This window comes from Pseudomonas sp. Leaf129, assembly GCF_001423465.1.
Classification (GTDB): domain Bacteria; phylum Pseudomonadota; class Gammaproteobacteria; order Pseudomonadales; family Pseudomonadaceae; genus Aquipseudomonas; species Aquipseudomonas coleopterorum.
On record NZ_LMOC01000010.1, the window covers coordinates 263,055 to 280,980 of the forward strand.

The following is a 17,926-nucleotide window of genomic DNA, read 5'->3' on the forward strand; positions in this document are numbered from 1 at the left end:
ATGCACGGCCCAATGATTCGCCATCAGTCACCTGCCATCGGTCGCAACAAGCCGGTGCCGCGGGGTGCAAGCCGCATGGTGGCCAAGGAGCCACTGTCGGTGCGTCTGCCCAAGGCCAACTTCAGCATCTTCAAGAAGCTGATGTGGCCGGTGCTGCTGGTGGGTCTGGGTTTTGGCACCTATGAAGGCGCCCAGTACCTGATGCCCTACGCCGACCGCCCGATCACCAAGGTGTCGGTGCAGGGCGACCTGGCCTACATCAACCAGCAGTCGGTGCAGGAGCGTATCCAGCCTTATGTCGGCAGCACGTTCTTCAGCATCGACCTGACCCGCATGCGCACCGAGCTGGAGACCATGCCCTGGATCGCCCACGCCGAAGTGCGCCGTGTATGGCCCGACCAGGTGGTGATTCGCCTGGAAGAGCAACTGCCGGTCGCGCGCTGGGGCAACGAGTCACTGCTCAACAACCAGGGCCAGGCGTTCGCGCCTCGCGAACTGGGCAACTACGAACACTTGCCGCAGTTGTTCGGCCCGGCACGGGCCCAACAGCAGGTGATGCAGCAATACCAGGTGCTGAGTCAGATGTTGCGTCCGCTGGGCTATTCGGTAGCCCGGCTGGAACTGACCGAACGCGGCAGCTGGTTTCTCACCACAGGCGCAGGAAGCGCCGGCCCAGGCATCGAGCTGTTGCTGGGACGTGACCACTTGATGGAAAAAATGCGCCGCTTTATCGCCATTTACGACAAGACACTCAAAGACCAGATCACGAATATCGCGCGTATCGACCTGCGCTATGCCAACGGCCTGGCCGTGGGCTGGCGTGAAACGAGCGCCCCGACGGCGGACAAGCCCGCCGTCGCGAAGAATTGACAAGAGGCAGGACCATGGCAAACGTGCAAAGCGGCAAAATGATCGTCGGGCTGGACATCGGCACCTCCAAGGTGGTGGCGCTGGTGGGCGAAGTCGCGGCCGACGGTACGCTGGACATCGTGGGGATCGGCACCCATCCTTCGCGCGGCCTGAAGAAGGGCGTGGTGGTGAACATCGAGTCGACCGTGGCGTCGATCCAGCGTGCGGTCGAAGAAGCCCAACTGATGGCCGGTTGCCGCATTCACTCGGCGTTCGTCGGCGTTGCCGGTAACCACATTCGCAGCCTGAACTCTCACGGGATCGTGGCCATTCGCGACCGTGAGGTCAGCACGGCCGACCTGGAACGCGTTCTGGACGCAGCCCAGGCCGTGGCGATCCCGGCCGACCAGCGCGTCCTGCACACCCTGCCGCAGGATTACGTGATCGACAACCAGGAAGGCGTGCGCGAGCCCCTGGGCATGTCCGGCGTGCGTCTGGAAGCCAAGGTTCACGTGGTGACCTGCGCCGTCAACGCGGCTCAGAACATCGAGAAGTGCGTTCGCCGCTGCGGTCTGGAAATCGACGACATCATCCTCGAGCAGTTGGCCTCGGCCTACTCGGTGCTGACCGATGACGAGAAAGAACTGGGCGTGTGCCTGGTCGACATCGGCGGCGGCACTACGGATATCGCCATCTTCACCGAAGGCGCCATCCGTCACACCGCAGTCATCCCCATTGCGGGCGATCAGGTCACCAACGACATCGCCATGGCCCTGCGGACCCCCACGCAGTACGCCGAAGAGATCAAGATCCGTTACGCCTGCGCCCTGGCCAAGCTGGCCGGTGCCGGCGAAACCATCAAGGTGCCCAGTGTCGGTGACCGTCCGCCGCGCGAGCTGTCGCGCCAGGCGCTGGCCGAAGTCGTCGAGCCACGCTACGACGAACTGTTCACCCTGATCCAGGCCGAGCTGCGTCGCAGCGGCTACGAAGACCTCATTCCGGCCGGCATCGTGCTGACCGGTGGTACGGCAAAAATGGAAGGCGCGGTCGAGCTGGCCGAAGAAATCTTCCACATGCCGGTGCGCCTGGGCGTGCCGCATAGCGTACGGGGGCTGAGTGACGTCATCAGCAACCCCATCTATTCCACCGGCGTGGGCCTGCTGATGTACGGCCTGCAGAAGCAGTCCGATGGCTTGAACCTGTCAGGTATCAGCAACAGCAGCAGTTATAGCGATGACACCAAGGCTCCGGTGCTGGAACGGCTGAAGCGTTGGGTGCAAGGCAATTTCTGATTCAAAACGGCAGTAGCGGTAGGCGCACACAAATAGAGAAAGGAGAGGGCACATGTTCGAACTCGTAGACAACATCCCGCAAAGCCCGGTAATCAAAGTTATCGGTGTCGGCGGTGGCGGCGGCAACGCCGTCAACCACATGGTCAAGAGCAACATCGAAGGCGTTGAATTCATCTGCGCCAACACCGATGCTCAGGCACTCAAGAACATCGGCGCACGCACGATCCTGCAACTGGGTACCGGCGTCACCAAGGGCCTGGGCGCCGGCGCCAACCCCGAAGTCGGCCGTCAGGCCGCGATGGAAGACCGCGAGCGCATCGCCGAAGTGCTGCAAGGCACCAACATGGTCTTCATCACCACCGGCATGGGCGGCGGTACCGGTACCGGTGCTGCACCGATCATCGCCGAAGTGGCCAAGGAGATGGGCATCCTGACCGTTGCGGTCGTGACCCGTCCGTTCCCCTTCGAAGGCCGCAAGCGCATGCAGATCGCCGATGAAGGCATCCGTATGCTGTCCGAAAGCGTCGACTCGTTGATCACCATTCCCAACGAGAAGCTGCTGACCATCCTGGGCAAGGACGCCAGCCTGCTGTCGGCGTTCGCCAAGGCTGACGACGTGCTGGCCGGTGCCGTTCGCGGTATCTCCGACATCATCAAGCGTCCGGGCATGATCAACGTCGACTTCGCCGACGTGCGTACCGTGATGAGCGAAATGGGCATGGCGATGATGGGTACCGGCTGCGCCAGCGGTCCGAACCGCGCTCGCGAGGCCACCGAGGCGGCCATTCGCAACCCGCTGCTCGAAGACGTCAACCTGCAGGGCGCTCGCGGCATTCTGGTGAACATCACCGCAGGTCCCGACCTGTCGCTGGGTGAATACTCCGACGTGGGTAGCATCATCGAAGCGTTCGCCTCTGACCACGCGATGGTCAAGGTCGGTACCGTGATCGATCCGGACATGCGCGACGAGCTACACGTTACCGTCGTGGCCACCGGCCTGGGCGCGAAGATCGAGAAGCCTGTGAAGGTCATCGACAACACCATGCAGACCGCCGCCCAGACGCCTCCACCTTCGCAGCAGCCTGCTCGTCAGGACGCTCCATCGGTGAACTACCGCGACCTGGACCGCCCGACCGTGATGCGCAACCAGGCTCACGCCGGCGCTGCCGCTGCGGCCAAGCTGAACCCACAGGATGACCTGGATTATCTGGACATCCCGGCCTTCCTGCGTCGTCAGGCCGATTGATGCAATTTATCAGGGGTATTAGGGTGATTGGTGTTCAGCAAAGGTTCGGTCTGCTATCATCGCCAGCCTTTGTTGATACCAGTTCGCAATTTGCGCTGAAGCGGCCAATGCCATGATTAAACAACGCACCCTGAAGAATATTATCCGTGCCACAGGCGTCGGCTTGCACTCCGGTGAGAAGGTCTACCTGACCTTGAAGCCCGCGCCCGTGGATACCGGCATCGTGTTCTGCCGTGTCGACCTCGATCCGGTCGTGCAGATCCCTGCGCGCGCCCACAATGTCGGCGCCACCACGATGTCCACCACTTTGGTCAATGGCGATGTCAAGGTCGATACCGTAGAGCATCTACTGTCGGCCATGGCGGGCCTGGGAATCGATAACGCCTACGTCGAGCTCTCCGCGTCCGAAGTGCCGATCATGGATGGCAGTGCCGGACCCTTCGTATTCCTGATTCAATCGGCTGGTCTGGAAGAACAGGACGCGCCGAAGAAATTCATCCGGATTCTGCGTGAAGTGACAGTGACGGAGGGCGACAAGCGCGCCACCTTCCTGCCTTTCGAAGGGTTCAAGGTGAGCTTCGAAATAGATTTCGATCATCCTGTCTTCAAGGATCGCACTCAGACCGCCAGCGTCGACTTTTCCAGCACGTCCTTCGTGAAGGAAGTCAGTCGGGCGCGCACGTTCGGTTTCATGAGCGACCTTGAATACCTGCGCAAGCACAATCGTGCACTGGGCGGCAGCGTTGAAAACGCTATCGTGGTGGACGAGGCAGGCGTCATGAATGAGGACGGTCTTCGCTACGAAGACGAATTCGTCAAACACAAGATTCTCGATGCAATCGGCGATCTCTATCAGCTGGGTAACAGCCTGATTGGCGAATTCCGTGGCTACAAGTCGGGCCACGCACTGAACAACCAGCTTCTTCGTCGTCTGCTCGAGCAGGATGACGCCTGGGAAGTGGTTACGTTCGAAGATGCCAGCACGGTACCGATCTCTTACATGCGGCCAGCTGCGTTGGGTTGATACAACCTCTCTTTTCTGGTTTCACATTTATAGGCCACCCATTGGGTGGCTTTTTTTTTGGGTGTTGTTTTTTGGGGCGGGGCGGGGGGGCGGTTGGGGCGTGGCGAGCGCTCAGTGTGGGCGCTTGGCGTGAGCTGCCAGACGTTCCAGCGCCGCGCGCAGATTGGGATCGCTGATGCCCTCGGCGGTCGCCTGGATGTTCTCGCCCGCGCTGATCGACAGGTCGATGCTGCGCGCGCCGGCCTTGCTCTGCACGGTGGGCGGCTGCACCTTGAACAGGATGCGCGTCAGGCTGCTGAATTCCTCCAGCGCCTGCAGATCGCGTTGCAGGCGCTTCTGCTGGTAGCGCAGGCGCGTGGCCCAGTGGCCGTCGGTGACGATCAGCAACAGGCTGCCCTCGCGCCACGAGGCGACGTAGCAATGCTCGCGCGCCGCCGGCTGCAGTTGGCTCTCGAACAGGCGCTGCAGATGCGACAGGCGCTGGGCCTGGCTGAACAGGGCCTTGAGCGGTTTGGCTTCGCGCAGCAGGACTGCCGGTGCCCGGGCGGGCAGGGGGCGAAAGACCATGGGGATACACCTGAAGTTACAGAGTCGGCATGTTAACAGAATCCCTCGCCCACACCGTTTCACATGGACGACACAGGCCAGCTCTCGGCGTTTGAATGGATGACATCTGCACCTTGCGGGTTGAAGTTGGCGAAAAAGCCCTTATTGTAAAGCCGCCCCATTACAACGCTGTGCCAGCATCGTGGACATCGCGCCACTTTCCTCTCCATCGTTTCCGGGTAGAATGCTCGTTCGCATGCGGCCATGAGGGCTGCACGGGCGACTCACGGGGCCGCCCTCCATCCCTATGTGTGGAAGATCCTGCCAATATGTTTGCGCCTTTGTTAAAGAAACTTTTTGGAAGCAAGAACGAGCGTGAAGTACGACGCATGCTCAAGACGGTACAAGCCGTCAATGCCTTCGAAGAGCAGATGGTGGCCCTTTCGGACGAGCAGCTGCGCGCCAAGACCGCAGAGTTCAAGGCCCGCCTGGCAAAAGGCGAGACCCTCGACCAGCTGCTGCCCGAAGCCTTCGCCGTCTGCCGCGAAGCCGGCAAGCGCGTCATGGGTATGCGGCACTTCGATGTCCAGCTGATCGGTGGCATCACCCTGCACGAAGGCATGATCGCCGAAATGCGCACCGGTGAAGGCAAGACCCTCGTAGCGACCCTGGGCGTGTACCTCAACGCACTGTCCGGCAAGGGCGTGCACGTGGTCACGGTCAACGACTACCTGGCGCGTCGCGATGCCAACTGGATGCGTCCGCTGTACGAGTACCTGGGTCTCACCGTTGGCGTGGTCACGCCGTTCGCGCCGCCGGAAGAGAAGCGTCTGGCCTATGCTGCCGACATCACCTACGGCACCAACAACGAATTCGGTTTCGACTACCTGCGCGACAACATGGCGTTCAGCATGGAAGAGAAGTTCCAGCGCGAGCTGAATTTCGCCGTGATCGACGAAGTCGACTCCATCCTGATCGACGAAGCCCGTACGCCGCTGATCATCTCCGGCCAGGCCGAAGACAGCTCCAAGCTGTACACCGAGATCAACCGCCTGATTCCCCAGCTCGAGCAGCACATCGAGGAAGTCGAGGGCCAGGTCACCAAGGAAGGCCACTACAGCATCGACGAGAAGACCCGTCAGGTCGAACTCAACGAAGCCGGTCACCAGTACATCGAGGAAATGCTCACCCGCGCCGGCCTGCTGGCCGAGGGCGAGAGCCTCTACTCGGCGCACAACCTGGGCCTGCTGACCCACGTCTACGCCGGCCTGCGCGCGCACAAGCTGTTCAACCGCAACGTCGAGTACATCGTCCAGGACGGGCAGATCCTGCTGGTCGACGAGCACACCGGTCGTACCATGCCGGGCCGTCGCCTGTCCGAAGGCCTGCATCAGGCTATCGAGGCCAAGGAAAACCTGAACATCCAGGCCGAGAGCCAGACCCTCGCCTCGACCACGTTCCAGAACTACTTCCGCCTGTACAACAAGCTCTCGGGCATGACCGGTACGGCCGACACCGAAGCGTTCGAGTTCGCCCAGATCTACCAGCTCAACGTGATGGTGATCCCGCCGAACAAGCCGCTGGCGCGCAAGGACTTCAACGACCTGGTCTATCTGACTGCGGACGAGAAGTACGCCGCCATCGTTACCGACATCAAGGAAAGCATGGCCCAGGGCCGTCCGGTGCTGGTCGGTACTGCAACCATCGAAACCTCCGAGCACATGTCGCGCCTGCTCAACCAGGAAGGCATCGAGCACAAGGTGCTCAACGCCAAGTTCCACGAGAAGGAAGCGGAGATCATCGCCCAGGCCGGTCGCCCCGGCGCGCTGACCATCGCCACCAACATGGCCGGTCGCGGTACCGACATCCTGCTGGGCGGCAACTGGGAAGTCGAAGTCGCTTCCCTGGAAAACCCGAGCGAAGAGCAGATCGCACAGATCAAGGCCGACTGGCAGAAGCGTCATCAGCAGGTGCTCGAATCCGGTGGTCTGCACGTGATCGCTTCCGAGCGTCACGAGTCGCGCCGTATCGACAACCAGCTGCGTGGCCGCGCCGGTCGTCAAGGTGACGCCGGTTCCAGCCGCTTCTACCTGTCGCTGGAAGACAGCCTGATGCGCATCTTCGCCTCCGACCGGGTGAAGAACTTCATGAAGGCGTTGGGTATGCAGTCCGGCGAAGCCATCGAGCATCGCATGGTCACCAACGCGATCGAAAAAGCTCAGCGCAAGGTCGAAGGCCGTAACTTCGACATCCGCAAGCAATTGCTGGAGTTCGACGACGTCGCCAACGAGCAGCGCAAGGTCATCTACCACATGCGCAACAGCCTGCTGGCGTCCGACAACGTCGGTGACACCATTGCCGACTTCCGTCAGGAAGTCCTTGGTCAGCTGTTCTCCCAGCATATTCCGCCACAGTCGCTGCCCGAGCAGTGGGACGTTCCAGGCCTGGAAGCGGCCTTGCAGACCGATTTTGGCGTGAGCCTGCCGATCCAGCAGTGGCTGGATGCGGACGACAAGCTGTACGAAGAAACCCTGCGCGAGAAGGTCATGGTCGAGTTGCTGGCGGCCTACACCGAGAAGGAAGATCAGGCCAGCGCCGATGCCCTGCGCACCTTCGAGAAGCAGATCCTGCTGCGCGTTCTCGACGACCTGTGGAAAGATCACCTGTCGACCATGGACCACCTGCGTCACGGTATTCACCTGCGCGGCTACGCCCAGAAGAACCCGAAGCAGGAGTACAAGCGCGAGTCGTTCAGCCTGTTCCAGGAGCTGCTCGATTCGATCAAGCGCGACACCATCCGTGTGCTGTCGCATGTGCAGGTGCGCCGCGAAGATCCGGTCGAGGAAGAAGCGCGTCTGCGTCGCGATGCCGAGGAATTGGCGGCGCGCATGCAGTTCGAGCACGCTCCGGCGCCCGGCCTGGATCAGCCCGAAGTGTTGGCTGAAGACGCCGAAGTCGTTGCCGCCACCGCGTCGGAGCCCGTGCGCAATGACCAGAAGCTGGGCCGCAACGAGTTGTGCTGGTGCGGTTCGGGCAAGAAATTCAAGCATTGCCACGGCAAGATCGACTGATCGCGTTTCGACAGGCTTTGCAGCAACATCACGCCGCGACTGACGCTGGTTCCCAGGATGGGTGCCCGCGTACGGATCGCGGCGTTCGTCCCTCTACTGGCGGCGTCGACGATACGCCGCAGATTCCTCAAAGGAGTGCTCACATGGCTGTTGGTCTTGGTCCCTTGCCCACGCTGCATCCGGTTCCGGGTTTCGAGCTGGGCATCTCCAGCGCCGGTATCAAACGCCCCGGACGCAAGGACGTCGTGGTCATGCGTTGCGCCGAGGGTTCCAGCGTCGCCGGCGTGTTCACCCTGAATGCGTTCTGCGCGGCACCGGTCATTGTGTCCAAGCAGCGCGTGGGTGGCCCCGTGCGTTATCTGTTGACCAATACCGGCAACGCCAACGCCGGGACCGGCGAGCCGGGTCTGGCTGCGGCAGAGCGCACCACGGCGCGTCTGGCCGAACTGGCGGGCGTGGACGCCAGCGCCGTGCTGCCGTTCTCCACCGGGGTGATCGGCGAGCCGCTGCCCGTCGAGAAGATCGAAGGGGCCTTGCAGGCCGCGCTCGACGATCTGTCGATCGACAACTGGGCGGCTGCGGCCACCGGCATCATGACCACGGACACCCTGCCCAAGGGCGCCAGTCGCCAGTTCCAGCATGAGGGCGTCACCGTCACCGTGACCGGTATCAGCAAAGGCGCCGGCATGATCCGCCCGAACATGGCGACCATGCTGGGCTACATCGCCACCGACGCCAAGGTCGCGCCGGGTGTGCTGCAGGATCTGCTGCGCGACGGTGCCAACAAGTCGTTCAACCGCATCACCATCGACGGCGACACCTCGACCAACGACTGCTGCATGCTGGTCGCCACCGGGCAGGCGGCCTTGCCGGAAATCAGCGAGGCCAGCGGGCCGCTGTTCGCAGCGCTCAAGCAGGCGGTTCTCGAGGTGTGCATGGAAGTGGCCCAGGCCATCGTGCGCGACGGCGAGGGGGCGACCAAGTTCGTCACGGTCCAGGTCAACGGCGGCGGCAACCACCAGGAGTGTCTGGACGTGGCCTACACCGTGGCCCACTCGCCGCTGATCAAGACGGCGCTGTTCGCTTCCGATCCGAACTGGGGACGCATCTTGGCCGCTGTGGGCCGTGCCGGTGTGCCGGAGCTGGATGTCAGCAAGATCGACGTGTTCTTGGGCGATGTGTGCATCGCCAGCCGTGGCGCCCGTGCCGCCAGCTACACCGAAGAGCAGGGCTCGGCGGTGATGGCGCAGGAAGAGATCGGCATTCGGATCGAGCTGGGTCGCGGCGAGTGCAGCGAGACCATCTGGACCACCGACCTGTCCCACGAGTACGTGAAGATCAACGCCGAATACCGTACCTGACTGGCGCGCCCGGCTGCGCCTTGCAGGGGCATCCGGGCACTGGCAGTTCAGCGCGGTCTGGAGATCGAGTGAAACGAATACATGTAGCCGCCGCGGTGATCCGTGGCGCGGATCAGCGCATTCTGATTGCCCGCCGCGGCGATACCCAGCACCAGGGCGGTCTGTGGGAGTTTCCCGGTGGCAAGGTCGAGCCCGGCGAGACGGTGCAGGCGGCGCTGGCCCGCGAGTTGCGCGAGGAGTTGGGGATCGAGGTCAGCCTGGCGCGGCCGTTGATCAAGGTGCATCACGACTACGCCGACAAGCAGGTCCTGCTGGACGTCTGGGAAGTTACCGCGTTCACGGGTGAACCCCATGGTGTCGAAGGCCAGCCGTTGGCATGGGTCAGAGCGCGCGAGCTGCCAGGCTATGCGTTTCCCGAGGCCAATCGGCCGATCGTGGCGGCGGCCAGTCTGCCGGGCGAATACCTGATCACCCCGGACGGGCTGGACAACTCGACCCTGCTGCGCGGCATGCAGAAGGCGATCGCCGGTGGCATCAAGCTGCTGCAACTGCGCGCACCCAATGGCTACGATCCGCAGTACCGCGACCTGGCGGTGGATGCGGTCGGGTTGTGTGCAGGCAAGGCCCAGTTGATGCTCAAGGGGCCATTGGAGTGGCTGGGCGATTTTCCTTCGGCCGGGTGGCACCTGACCTCGGCGCAGCTGCGCAAATACGCCAGCAAAGGTCGACCGTTTCCCGCCGAGCGTTGGCTGGCCGCGTCCTGTCACGATGCCGAAGAGCTGGCGTTGGCGCAGCAGATGGGTGTTGATTTCGTCACCCTGTCGCCCGTGCAACCGACCCTGACCCATCCCGATGCGCAGCCATTGGGCTGGGATCAGGCGCGTGGTTTGATCGAGGGCTTCAACCAGCCGGTGTTCCTGCTGGGCGGGCTGGGGCCGCAGGATCAGGCGAAAGCCTGGGAGATCGGTGCCCAAGGTGTCGCGGGCATCCGCGCCTTCTGGCCGTCGCCCTGACAACCGCTCCGCGCACCTCCTGTAGCAGCGGCGCAAGCCGCGTCAGCGGTCACTCGATTTGGCTGGCTGCCAGAGAATCTCGGGAATGCCCTCACGCCGAGCAATGATCCGCGCAGCCACGAACAGCAGATCGGACATCCGGTTGATGTACGCCAGGCTCACCGCCGACAACGGCTCCACCGCGTTGAGCTGCTGACAGCGGCGCTCGGCTGTACGCGCCAGGCTGCGGCATACGTGGGCCTGGGCAATCAGCAGCGAGCCTCCCGGCAGAATGAAGTTTTCCAGCGGGCCCAGCTCGTCGTTCCAGGTATCGATGGCAGCCTCCAGGCGCTCTACTTCCGCTGCATCCAGCGCCTGGTATGCAGGCATGGCCAACTCCCCACCCAGATCGAACAGCCGATGCTGACAGGGCGCGAGCACTTCGCTGACCTCGTTCAGACGCGAGTCGTCGGCCAGCCCGGCCAGTAGCACGCCCAGCTGGCTGTTCAGGCTGTCGACTTCGCCGATGGCCTCCACGCGGGGATGGTCCTTGGGCACCCGACGGCCGTCGCCGAGCCCGGTTTCACCTTGGTCGCCGGTGCGCGTGTAAATCTTCGACAGGCGAAAGCCCATGTTCATATCTCCGTGGTGGTGAGGGGCAGCGGATTGCCGGCCAATGGCAGGCGCAGCGTGAAGCAGGTGCCCTGGCCGGGACTGGACTGCACTTCCATCTGGCCCTTGTGGTTGTTGGTGATGATGAAGTACGACACCGACAGGCCCAGCCCGGTGCCCTGGCCGATCTCCTTGGTGGTGAAGAACGGTTCGAAGATGCGCTTGCGCACGCTCTCGGGCATTCCCACACCGTTGTCCTCGACCTGGATTTCAGCCCATGGCGGGTTCAGTCGCGTGCGCAGGGTGATGCGTCCCGGTTCCTGTTCGTCGTTGCGCTGATGAATGGCCTGGGCGGCATTCTTCAGCAGGTTGAGCAGCACCTGCTCCAGTTCGTTGGCCGTTCCAGGCACCGGGCCCAGTGCCGGGTCGAACTGGCGCACGATGTTCTGCCCCTTGAAGTCGAAACCGATCGCCAGGTCGAAGTCGTTGCCGGCGATTTCCACGGCTTGATCGATCAGCGCCGGCAGCTCGCAGGGCGCCATTTCCCGGGTGCTGCGGCGGCTGAAGCTGAGCATGTGGGTGACGATCTTCGCGGCCCGTGCGCCAGCCTGCTGGATGCCGTCGAGCAACTGCGGGATTTCTCGTCCTTGCAGGTAGGCGTTCACCGCGGCCAGATCGATACCGGCGTCGCTGGCTTGCTCGAGGTTCTTCGGCAGGTCGGCCGAGAGGCGCCGCCTGACGTTCTGCACGTTGTGCAGGATCGCGCCCAGGGGGTTGTTGATCTCGTGGGCCATCCCCGCTGCGAGGCCGCCGACCGAGAGCATCTTTTCCGACTGCACCATCATTTCTTCCAGCGACAGGCGCTGGGTGATGTCGTCGATGCGAATCACCACTCCACGGCCGGCGCCGCCCATCAGCGGATAGAAGGTCAGCGCGTAATGGCGGGGCGTGTCGTCCTTGACCCAGGTCACCCGCTCGATCTTGGCCACCGTGTGCTGTTCGACGGTGGTCTTGAGTTGCGGCAGGAATGGCTTGAGTGGGGCGAACGCGAGAAAGATCGGTTGATTCAGCGCCTCGTCCAGCGGCGTGCCGGAAAGGGCGCTGGCCTCCTGGTTCCATTGGGTGACGTACAGTTGCTCGTCGAGGGCGATGAGTGCCGACGGCATGGAGTCGATGATGCTGTTGAGGTAGTTCTGGAAACCAGTGAGCTTCTTTTCGATCTTGCTGCGCACCTGGACTTCGAGTTCGAGCTTGCGGTTGGTGTGGCGGGTTTCCTCGGCCAGTCCCTGGGCCTGGTCGTAGGCCGCCTGAGACTCGTCGCGGGCTCGCTTGAGCTGCTGTTCGCGCGCCTCGATGCGCGAGAGCATGGTGTTGAAGGCTTCCGCCAGACTGCCGATCTCGTCATGGTTGCCGCGGCCTGCGCGCAGGGCGTAGTTCTCCTCGCGGGTGACCTGGCGCGACAGTTCTTCGAGGCGATAGATGGGCTGGGTGATCAGGCGCTTGATCTGCCGGGCGATGACCAGCCACAACAGCACGCTGAACACCAGGATGCCGAGGCTCGCAGTGAGGGTGCCGGTGTAGAACGCCACGGGCAGCTCGCTGCTGGCCACCAGCAACAGATGGCCGGCGTTGGGCAGTGGCACCAACTGGGTGCTGCGGAATTCGGTGGAACGCCAGCTTTCGATGCTGTCGAAGCGTGCGGGCATCTTCAATCGATCGCCGTGCTGCAATTGGGCCAGGCGCTCGCCCTGGGCATCGTAGATGGCGGCGGCGCGCAGGGGCGAATAGCCATTGAGCTCTTCGAGCAGGGCCTCGGCCTCCTGCGGCGAGCCCACCGCCCGCTGCGCGAGGCTGGGGTTGGCCAGCAGCCGGCCAATGGTCTGCAGGGCTTGGGGTGCCATGCTCTCCTGGGAGATCCAATAGGCCGCGCTGATGAACGTCAGGTTGGCGACCAGCAGCACGGTGGTCAACAGCACCAGCAGGGCGGCCAGCAGTTTTTGGCCAACCGGCAGGTTCTCGAGTCTCTGGCGCAGGGGCATGGGTGTGATCGCTTCCAAGGCAGTGCAGGGCAGAGCCGCAGTGTAGCAAAGTGTGCTGCAGGCACCGTGGGAGCGCTTATTGGCCGGAGAGCAGCTACTGTGATTTGCCTGACACATCGTGTCGCCCGTTTCGCGGCCGATGACCGCTCCTACAGAAGGGCGTACCTGCGGGAGCCGTTTCCGTGTTTCCCGGCCGATGACCGCTCTTACCGGACGTGCGGGCCTCCTGCAGGAGCGGTCTGCGGCCGCGAAAGGAGCGACGCTGCTTCAGGGCTTGTGCAGGGCCTTGATCAGTCGTGCCTGCAATGTGTGTAGACCCGGCACCTCGCACTGCCGGTCGAGCGCCGCTGCGCAGGCATAGCCCAGCAGGTAGTCGACCTCGGTTCGGCGACCCTGGTCGACGTCCTGATACATCGAAGAGTAGTTGGCGGCCGTCGCCTGGATGACCCTTATCACCTCTTCGTGCAGCCCGTCGGCGGCGTCTGCCTGGCCACACGCTCGCAGCAGTCGTGCCAGCTCGGCGCACAGCGCGGTCACTTCGTCAGGGTGATCGGCCAATGCCCCGTTGCGACAGCCATGCAACACGGTCAGCGGATTGATCGCGCAGTTGAGGGCCAGCTTGCGCCACAGGCGCGATTCGATAGCGTCTGTCCACTGATGCGCGATGCCAGCCCGAGCCAGGTCGGCCAGCAGCGCCGTCGGAGCTTCTGCGCAGTTTGGGTCGGCATCACCCAGCCAGGTCAGTCCCTGCCCGGCGAAGACCGCCTGGAAGTCACCAGCGCGATAGGCCCCTTCGGTCGTCGAAGCATAGATGCAGCGTGTGTGCGGCAGCATCCGCGCCACCGCTTGCTGACTGCCCATGCCGTTCTGCAACAGGATCACTTCGGCGCCCGGCACCAGGCGCGCGGCGACACTGGCGACGGCCGCCTGCGCATCGTAAGCCTTGCACGCCAGCAGCAGACGCGTGATCGGTCCATCACCGGCGACGCTCGTGGCGGGCAGCAGGTGAACATGGGTCTGCGCGCCTTCGGTCAAGCTCAGCCCACCGGCCTGGAGGTACGCCTGCGCTCGTGCGGCATCGCGCAGCAGCAGATGCACTGGCACACCGGCACGAGCCAGTCGGCACGCCCACAACACGCCCAGGCTGCCGACGCCCAGTACATGCCAGGTCCGATCCACTGGCTGCTCGGCCGCAGGCTCATGGGTGGGGTGTTGCTCGCGCATCGCAGACTCGCTCGAAAAATGGATGACCCGCGCCTGAATTCAAGCCGCAGGTGGCCTTTCACAATGCCGGCTCCCTTATAATGAGCGGGCATTTCAATCGTCAAGCCAGGCGCGCTCCTTCTTTCAACGAGCCGCCGATCATTTTCCGGAGAAAACACATGCCCTCGTTCGACGTAGTGTCCGAGTTGGACAAGCACGAAGTCACCAACGCGGTCGACAACGCCATCAAGGAGCTGGATCGCCGTTACGACCTCAAAGGCAAAGGCAGCTTCGCCTTCAAGGACCTCACGGTCACCCTGACCGCCGAAGCCGAGTTCCAGCTCGAAGCCATGATCGAGATCCTCAAGATGGCCCTGGTCAAGCGCAAGATCGACGTGCAGTGCCTCGAGATCAAGGACGCCTATGCCTCGGGCAAGGAAATGAAGCAGGAAGCCGTGCTTCGCGAAGGCATCGAAAAGGAACTGGCGAAGAAGATCGTCGCCCACGTCAAGGATGCCAAGCTCAAGGTGCAGGCGGCCATCCAGGGTGAGCAGGTGCGCATCACCGGCAAGAAGCGCGATGACCTGCAGGAGGCGATTGCCGCCCTGCGCGCCAAGGAATTCGGCATGCCCCTGCAGTTCAACAACTTCCGCGATTGATGAAACCTTGGGCTGCCCGAGGCGTCGGAGCAGGTGCCCCCGAGGGACGCGATCCCATGTGGTCGGGGGTATACGTGTATTACGGTGGTAGGAGAACCCCATGGATTTGAACGCAGAAGTCGATCATCTGGTACAGGCTTCACAAGCCTGGATTCCGATGGTCATGCAATATGCCAGCAAGGTCGTCCTGGCGCTGGTGGTGCTGTGTATAGGGTGGTGGCTGATCAACAGGGTCACCGCCAGCCTGCAGAAACTCTTGGCGTTGCGGCATATCGACCTGGCTTTGCAGCGTTTCATCGGCACGTTGGCCAACGTCGTTCTGAAGATTCTGCTGTTGGTCAGTGTCGCCTCGACCATCGGCATCGAAACCACTTCGTTCGTCGCTGCCATCGGTGGTGCGACCGTGGCCATCGGCCTGGCTCTGCAAGGCAGCCTGGCGAACTTCGCCGGCGGCGTGCTGATCCTGCTGTTTCGTCCTTTCCGCATCGGTGACTGGATCGAAGCTCAGGGTGTGAGCGGTACCGTAGACTCCATCCAGATCTTTCACACCGTCTTGCGCACCGGCGACAACCGCACGGTGATCCTGCCCAACGGCAACCTGTCCAACGGCATCATCACCAACACCAACCGTCAGCCCACGCGCAAGATCACCTTCGACATCGGCGTGGACTACGACGCCGACTTGCAGAAGGCCCGCGAGATCCTGCTGGACTTGGCCAAGGACCCGCGCGTGTTGCAGACGCCGGCACCCGAAGCCGTGGTGGCCGCCTTGGGCGACAGTTCGATCACCGTGTCCCTGCGCATATGGGTGAACACCGGCGACTTCGGCGGGGTGACCAACATGCTCAATGGCGAGATTCGTGATCGCCTGCGCGCCGAGGGTATCGACATTCCGTTCCCGCAACGGGTCATCCGCGTGATGCAGGAAGAAGCCAAGCAGCCAGTCTGAGCCGTCTTGCGAGGCGTAACGAAAAAGCCCCGGTCGTCATGGCCGGGGCTTTTTTTGTCACGTCGCTTCTTCGTCGGGCCCCTCGCGGGCGATGCGCGCATTCTCCTGCTTCCAGTGCAGGGCGATGAGCAGCAGCGTCGGCACGCCGAGCAGGGCGGTGATCAGGAAAAAGTTGTGATAGCCGAACTTCTCGACCATGACCCCTGAATAACCACCGATCAGGCGCGGCAGCAGGAGCATGATCGAGCTCAGCAGCGCATATTGCGTGGCCGAGAACTTGAGGTTGGTCAGGCTCGACAGGTAGGCAACGAAGGCCGAGGTGGCCAGGCCGGAACTGAAATTGTCCAGCGAGATGGTCAACACCAGCATCTTCAGGTTCGGCCCCATGTCGGCCAGCATCAGGAACAGCAGGTTGGTGCCGGCCGAAGTGATGCCGCCGATGAACAGGATCGGCAGGATGCCGAAGCGCACGATCAACAAGCCGCCGAAGCCGGCGCCGAGCAGGGTCATGATCAGGCCGAAGATCTTGCTGACGCTGGCGATCTGGTCCTTGGTGAAGCCCTGGTCGATGTAGAACACGTTGGCCATGACCCCCATGACCGTATCGGACATCCGATAGGTCGCGATCAGCCCCAGCAGCAGCAAGGCTTGCCAGCGGTAGCGCAGAATGAAGTCGTTGACCGGGGTCAGCACCGGCGCCAGCCCGCGGCGACCGACCGACGACAGGCACGCGGCGGTCAGAATGATGTAGAGCAGGGCACGCAGAAATGCCCGGTCTTCGAGCAGCAGGTCGATCAGGCTCTGGCTGCCGAACAGCACGCTGGCGAAATCGGTGTTGTACAGCTGGGTGAACATGGCCGGTACCGACACCAGCAGCACGATCAGCACGAACACCGACATCAATTGATGGCTGAAGCCATAGCGCGCCGCCGACAATTGCGTGCGCAGGGCCACTGGCGGTTCACGCATGACCAGGGTGGTGATCAGCGCTGGCACCATCAACAAGCCGAACAACAGATAGGTGTTGGCCCAGGCCTGATGCAGATAGGCAAATCCGGTGGAGCCGAAGCCTTCGGCGAAATACAGGGCGCCGGCGGTGGCCAGCAGCGCGGCCACACGGTAACCGGCCATGTAGCTGGCAGCGAGGGCGGCCTGGCGCTGATCTTCGGCGATCTCCAGGCGGTAGGCATCCACGGCGATGTCCTGGGTGGCCGAGGCGAAGGCGACCACGACGGCAATGGCGATCAACCACGACAGATGCTTTTGCGGATCGCAGAAACTCATGCCCACCAGACCGAGAATCACCAGTGCCTGTGCCAGCACCAGCCAGGAGCGCCGCCGCCCCAGCTTGCCGAGCAGCGGCAACCGCCATTGGTCGAGCAGCGGCGACCATACCCACTTGAAGGCATAGGCCAGACCGATGAGGCTGGCATAGCCGATGGTTTCACGGGCAACGCCTGCTTCACGCAACCACACCGAGAGGGTCGAGAACACCAGCATGTACGGCAGGCCGGCAGCGAAACCGAGCAGCAGAAGCACAACGGTGGAAGGGCTGGCATAAGCGGCGAGCGCGGCGCGCCAGGTTTTACGGGGCATGGGCTGGAATCTGCCTCAGTTTGCGAAACAAAGCGCGCACTCTAACCGCATGCTTGCTCTGGACGCCAGCCATGGCGTGCCATATCGACGCGATTCTTCATGATCAGTACGCCTTCGCTGCGCAGGCGCGCCCGTTGTTCGGCGCCGCTGGACGTTCCCGCCTCAAGGCTCAGCCGCCCGCCGGCGGCGACCACGCGATGCCAGGGCAGACGGGTGCCGTCCGGCAGTTGGCTCAAGGTTCGCCCGACCCAGCGCGCCGCGCGACCGAGCATGGCCAGTTCGGCGAGCTGCCCATAGGTCACGACTTTGCCTTCTGGCACTTGGGCCAGCACGGTGTAGAGCGCGGTGCGGCGAATGGCCGCGGCCTGATCGGGGTCATTCTGCAGTTGAGAATTGAACTCGTCTGTCATCTAAGTGTCTGTCCTTGCTCGGATCTAGTCCTACCGAATAATGCTGCATTTCCTACACATCAGAGCCCCCAGAATCT

General features: G+C 62.9%; 15 protein-coding genes. 9 read left to right on the forward strand and 6 right to left on the reverse strand.

The annotated features are described in order from the left end of the window. From ASF66_RS19870 to lpxC, 4 genes are all read left to right on the forward strand, one after another. Positions 1–870 carry a cell division protein FtsQ/DivIB gene (locus ASF66_RS19870; protein ID WP_049860624.1) on the forward strand — a complete coding sequence of 290 codons (870 nt, stop codon included), beginning with the start codon at positions 1–3 and terminating at the stop codon, positions 868–870. Between the two features lie 14 nt (positions 871–884). Beyond that, a complete protein-coding gene (gene ftsA / locus ASF66_RS19875; RefSeq protein ID WP_043186854.1) occupies positions 885–2,141 on the forward strand; it encodes a cell division protein FtsA in 1,257 nt (418 codons plus the stop codon). Positions 2,142–2,193: 52 nt separating this feature from the next. Beyond that, positions 2,194–3,387 (forward strand): cell division protein FtsZ, encoded by a 1,194-nt coding sequence (gene ftsZ / locus ASF66_RS19880; protein ID WP_049860625.1) that lies wholly within the window; start codon positions 2,194–2,196, stop codon positions 3,385–3,387. A 112-nt stretch (positions 3,388–3,499) separates the two neighbouring features. Beyond that, a complete protein-coding gene (gene lpxC, locus ASF66_RS19885; RefSeq protein ID WP_049860626.1) occupies positions 3,500–4,411 on the forward strand; it encodes a UDP-3-O-acyl-N-acetylglucosamine deacetylase in 912 nt (303 codons plus the stop codon). 111 nt (positions 4,412–4,522) lie between these two features. Here lpxC and ASF66_RS19890 read toward each other — a convergent pair whose 3' ends face one another. Beyond that, a complete protein-coding gene (locus ASF66_RS19890) occupies positions 4,523–4,978 on the reverse strand; it encodes a DUF721 domain-containing protein (RefSeq protein ID WP_056845055.1) in 456 nt (151 codons plus the stop codon). 308 nt (positions 4,979–5,286) lie between these two features. On the opposite strand from ASF66_RS19890, the gene secA reads away from it, so the two are divergent. The 3 genes from secA (at position 5,287) to ASF66_RS19905 (ending at position 10,402) form a co-directional block, all read left to right on the forward strand. Then, entirely contained in the window at positions 5,287–8,028 is a 2,742-nt protein-coding gene (secA, locus tag ASF66_RS19895; RefSeq protein ID WP_056845056.1) for a preprotein translocase subunit SecA, read from the forward strand. Positions 8,029–8,171: 143 nt separating this feature from the next. Further along, complete coding sequence (gene argJ, locus ASF66_RS19900) at positions 8,172–9,389, forward strand: bifunctional glutamate N-acetyltransferase/amino-acid acetyltransferase ArgJ (RefSeq protein WP_049860629.1); 1,218 nt, start codon at positions 8,172–8,174, stop codon at positions 9,387–9,389. Positions 9,390–9,457: 68 nt separating this feature from the next. Next, entirely contained in the window at positions 9,458–10,402 is a 945-nt protein-coding gene (locus ASF66_RS19905; RefSeq protein WP_056845057.1) for a Nudix family hydrolase, read from the forward strand. Positions 10,403–10,444: 42 nt separating this feature from the next. Here ASF66_RS19905 and ASF66_RS19910 read toward each other — a convergent pair whose 3' ends face one another. The 3 genes from ASF66_RS19910 to ASF66_RS19920 all read right to left on the reverse strand — a co-directional run bounded on the left by ASF66_RS19910 (position 10,445) and on the right by ASF66_RS19920 (position 14,211). Continuing rightward, on the reverse strand, positions 10,445–11,014 hold the full coding sequence (locus ASF66_RS19910) for a cob(I)yrinic acid a,c-diamide adenosyltransferase (RefSeq protein WP_056845058.1): 570 nt from the start codon (positions 11,012–11,014) through the stop codon (positions 10,445–10,447). A 2-nt stretch (positions 11,015–11,016) separates the two neighbouring features. Beyond that, a complete protein-coding gene (locus ASF66_RS19915) occupies positions 11,017–13,032 on the reverse strand; it encodes an ATP-binding protein (RefSeq protein ID WP_056845059.1) in 2,016 nt (671 codons plus the stop codon). Positions 13,033–13,299: 267 nt separating this feature from the next. Continuing rightward, positions 13,300–14,211 (reverse strand): putative 2-dehydropantoate 2-reductase, encoded by a 912-nt coding sequence (locus ASF66_RS19920; protein WP_156463237.1) that lies wholly within the window; start codon positions 14,209–14,211, stop codon positions 13,300–13,302. Between the two features lie 203 nt (positions 14,212–14,414). Here ASF66_RS19920 and ASF66_RS19925 point away from each other — a divergent pair, with 203 nt between their 5' ends. Further along, positions 14,415–14,894, forward strand: a complete 480-nt coding sequence (locus ASF66_RS19925; RefSeq protein WP_049860634.1) for a YajQ family cyclic di-GMP-binding protein — start codon at positions 14,415–14,417, stop codon at positions 14,892–14,894. A 100-nt stretch (positions 14,895–14,994) separates the two neighbouring features. Continuing rightward, on the forward strand, positions 14,995–15,843 hold the full coding sequence (locus ASF66_RS19930; RefSeq protein WP_056845061.1) for a mechanosensitive ion channel family protein: 849 nt from the start codon (positions 14,995–14,997) through the stop codon (positions 15,841–15,843). A gap of 57 nt (positions 15,844–15,900) precedes the next feature. Here the strand turns inward: ASF66_RS19930 and ASF66_RS19935 are convergent, their stop codons facing one another. Together ASF66_RS19935 and ASF66_RS19940 are read right to left on the reverse strand one after the other, a co-directional pair. Beyond that, positions 15,901–17,439 (reverse strand): AmpG family muropeptide MFS transporter, encoded by a 1,539-nt coding sequence (locus ASF66_RS19935; RefSeq protein ID WP_056845062.1) that lies wholly within the window; start codon positions 17,437–17,439, stop codon positions 15,901–15,903. A 41-nt stretch (positions 17,440–17,480) separates the two neighbouring features. Then, complete coding sequence (locus ASF66_RS19940; protein WP_056845063.1) at positions 17,481–17,849, reverse strand: MGMT family protein; 369 nt, start codon at positions 17,847–17,849, stop codon at positions 17,481–17,483. Between the last annotated feature and the right edge of the window lie 77 nt (positions 17,850–17,926).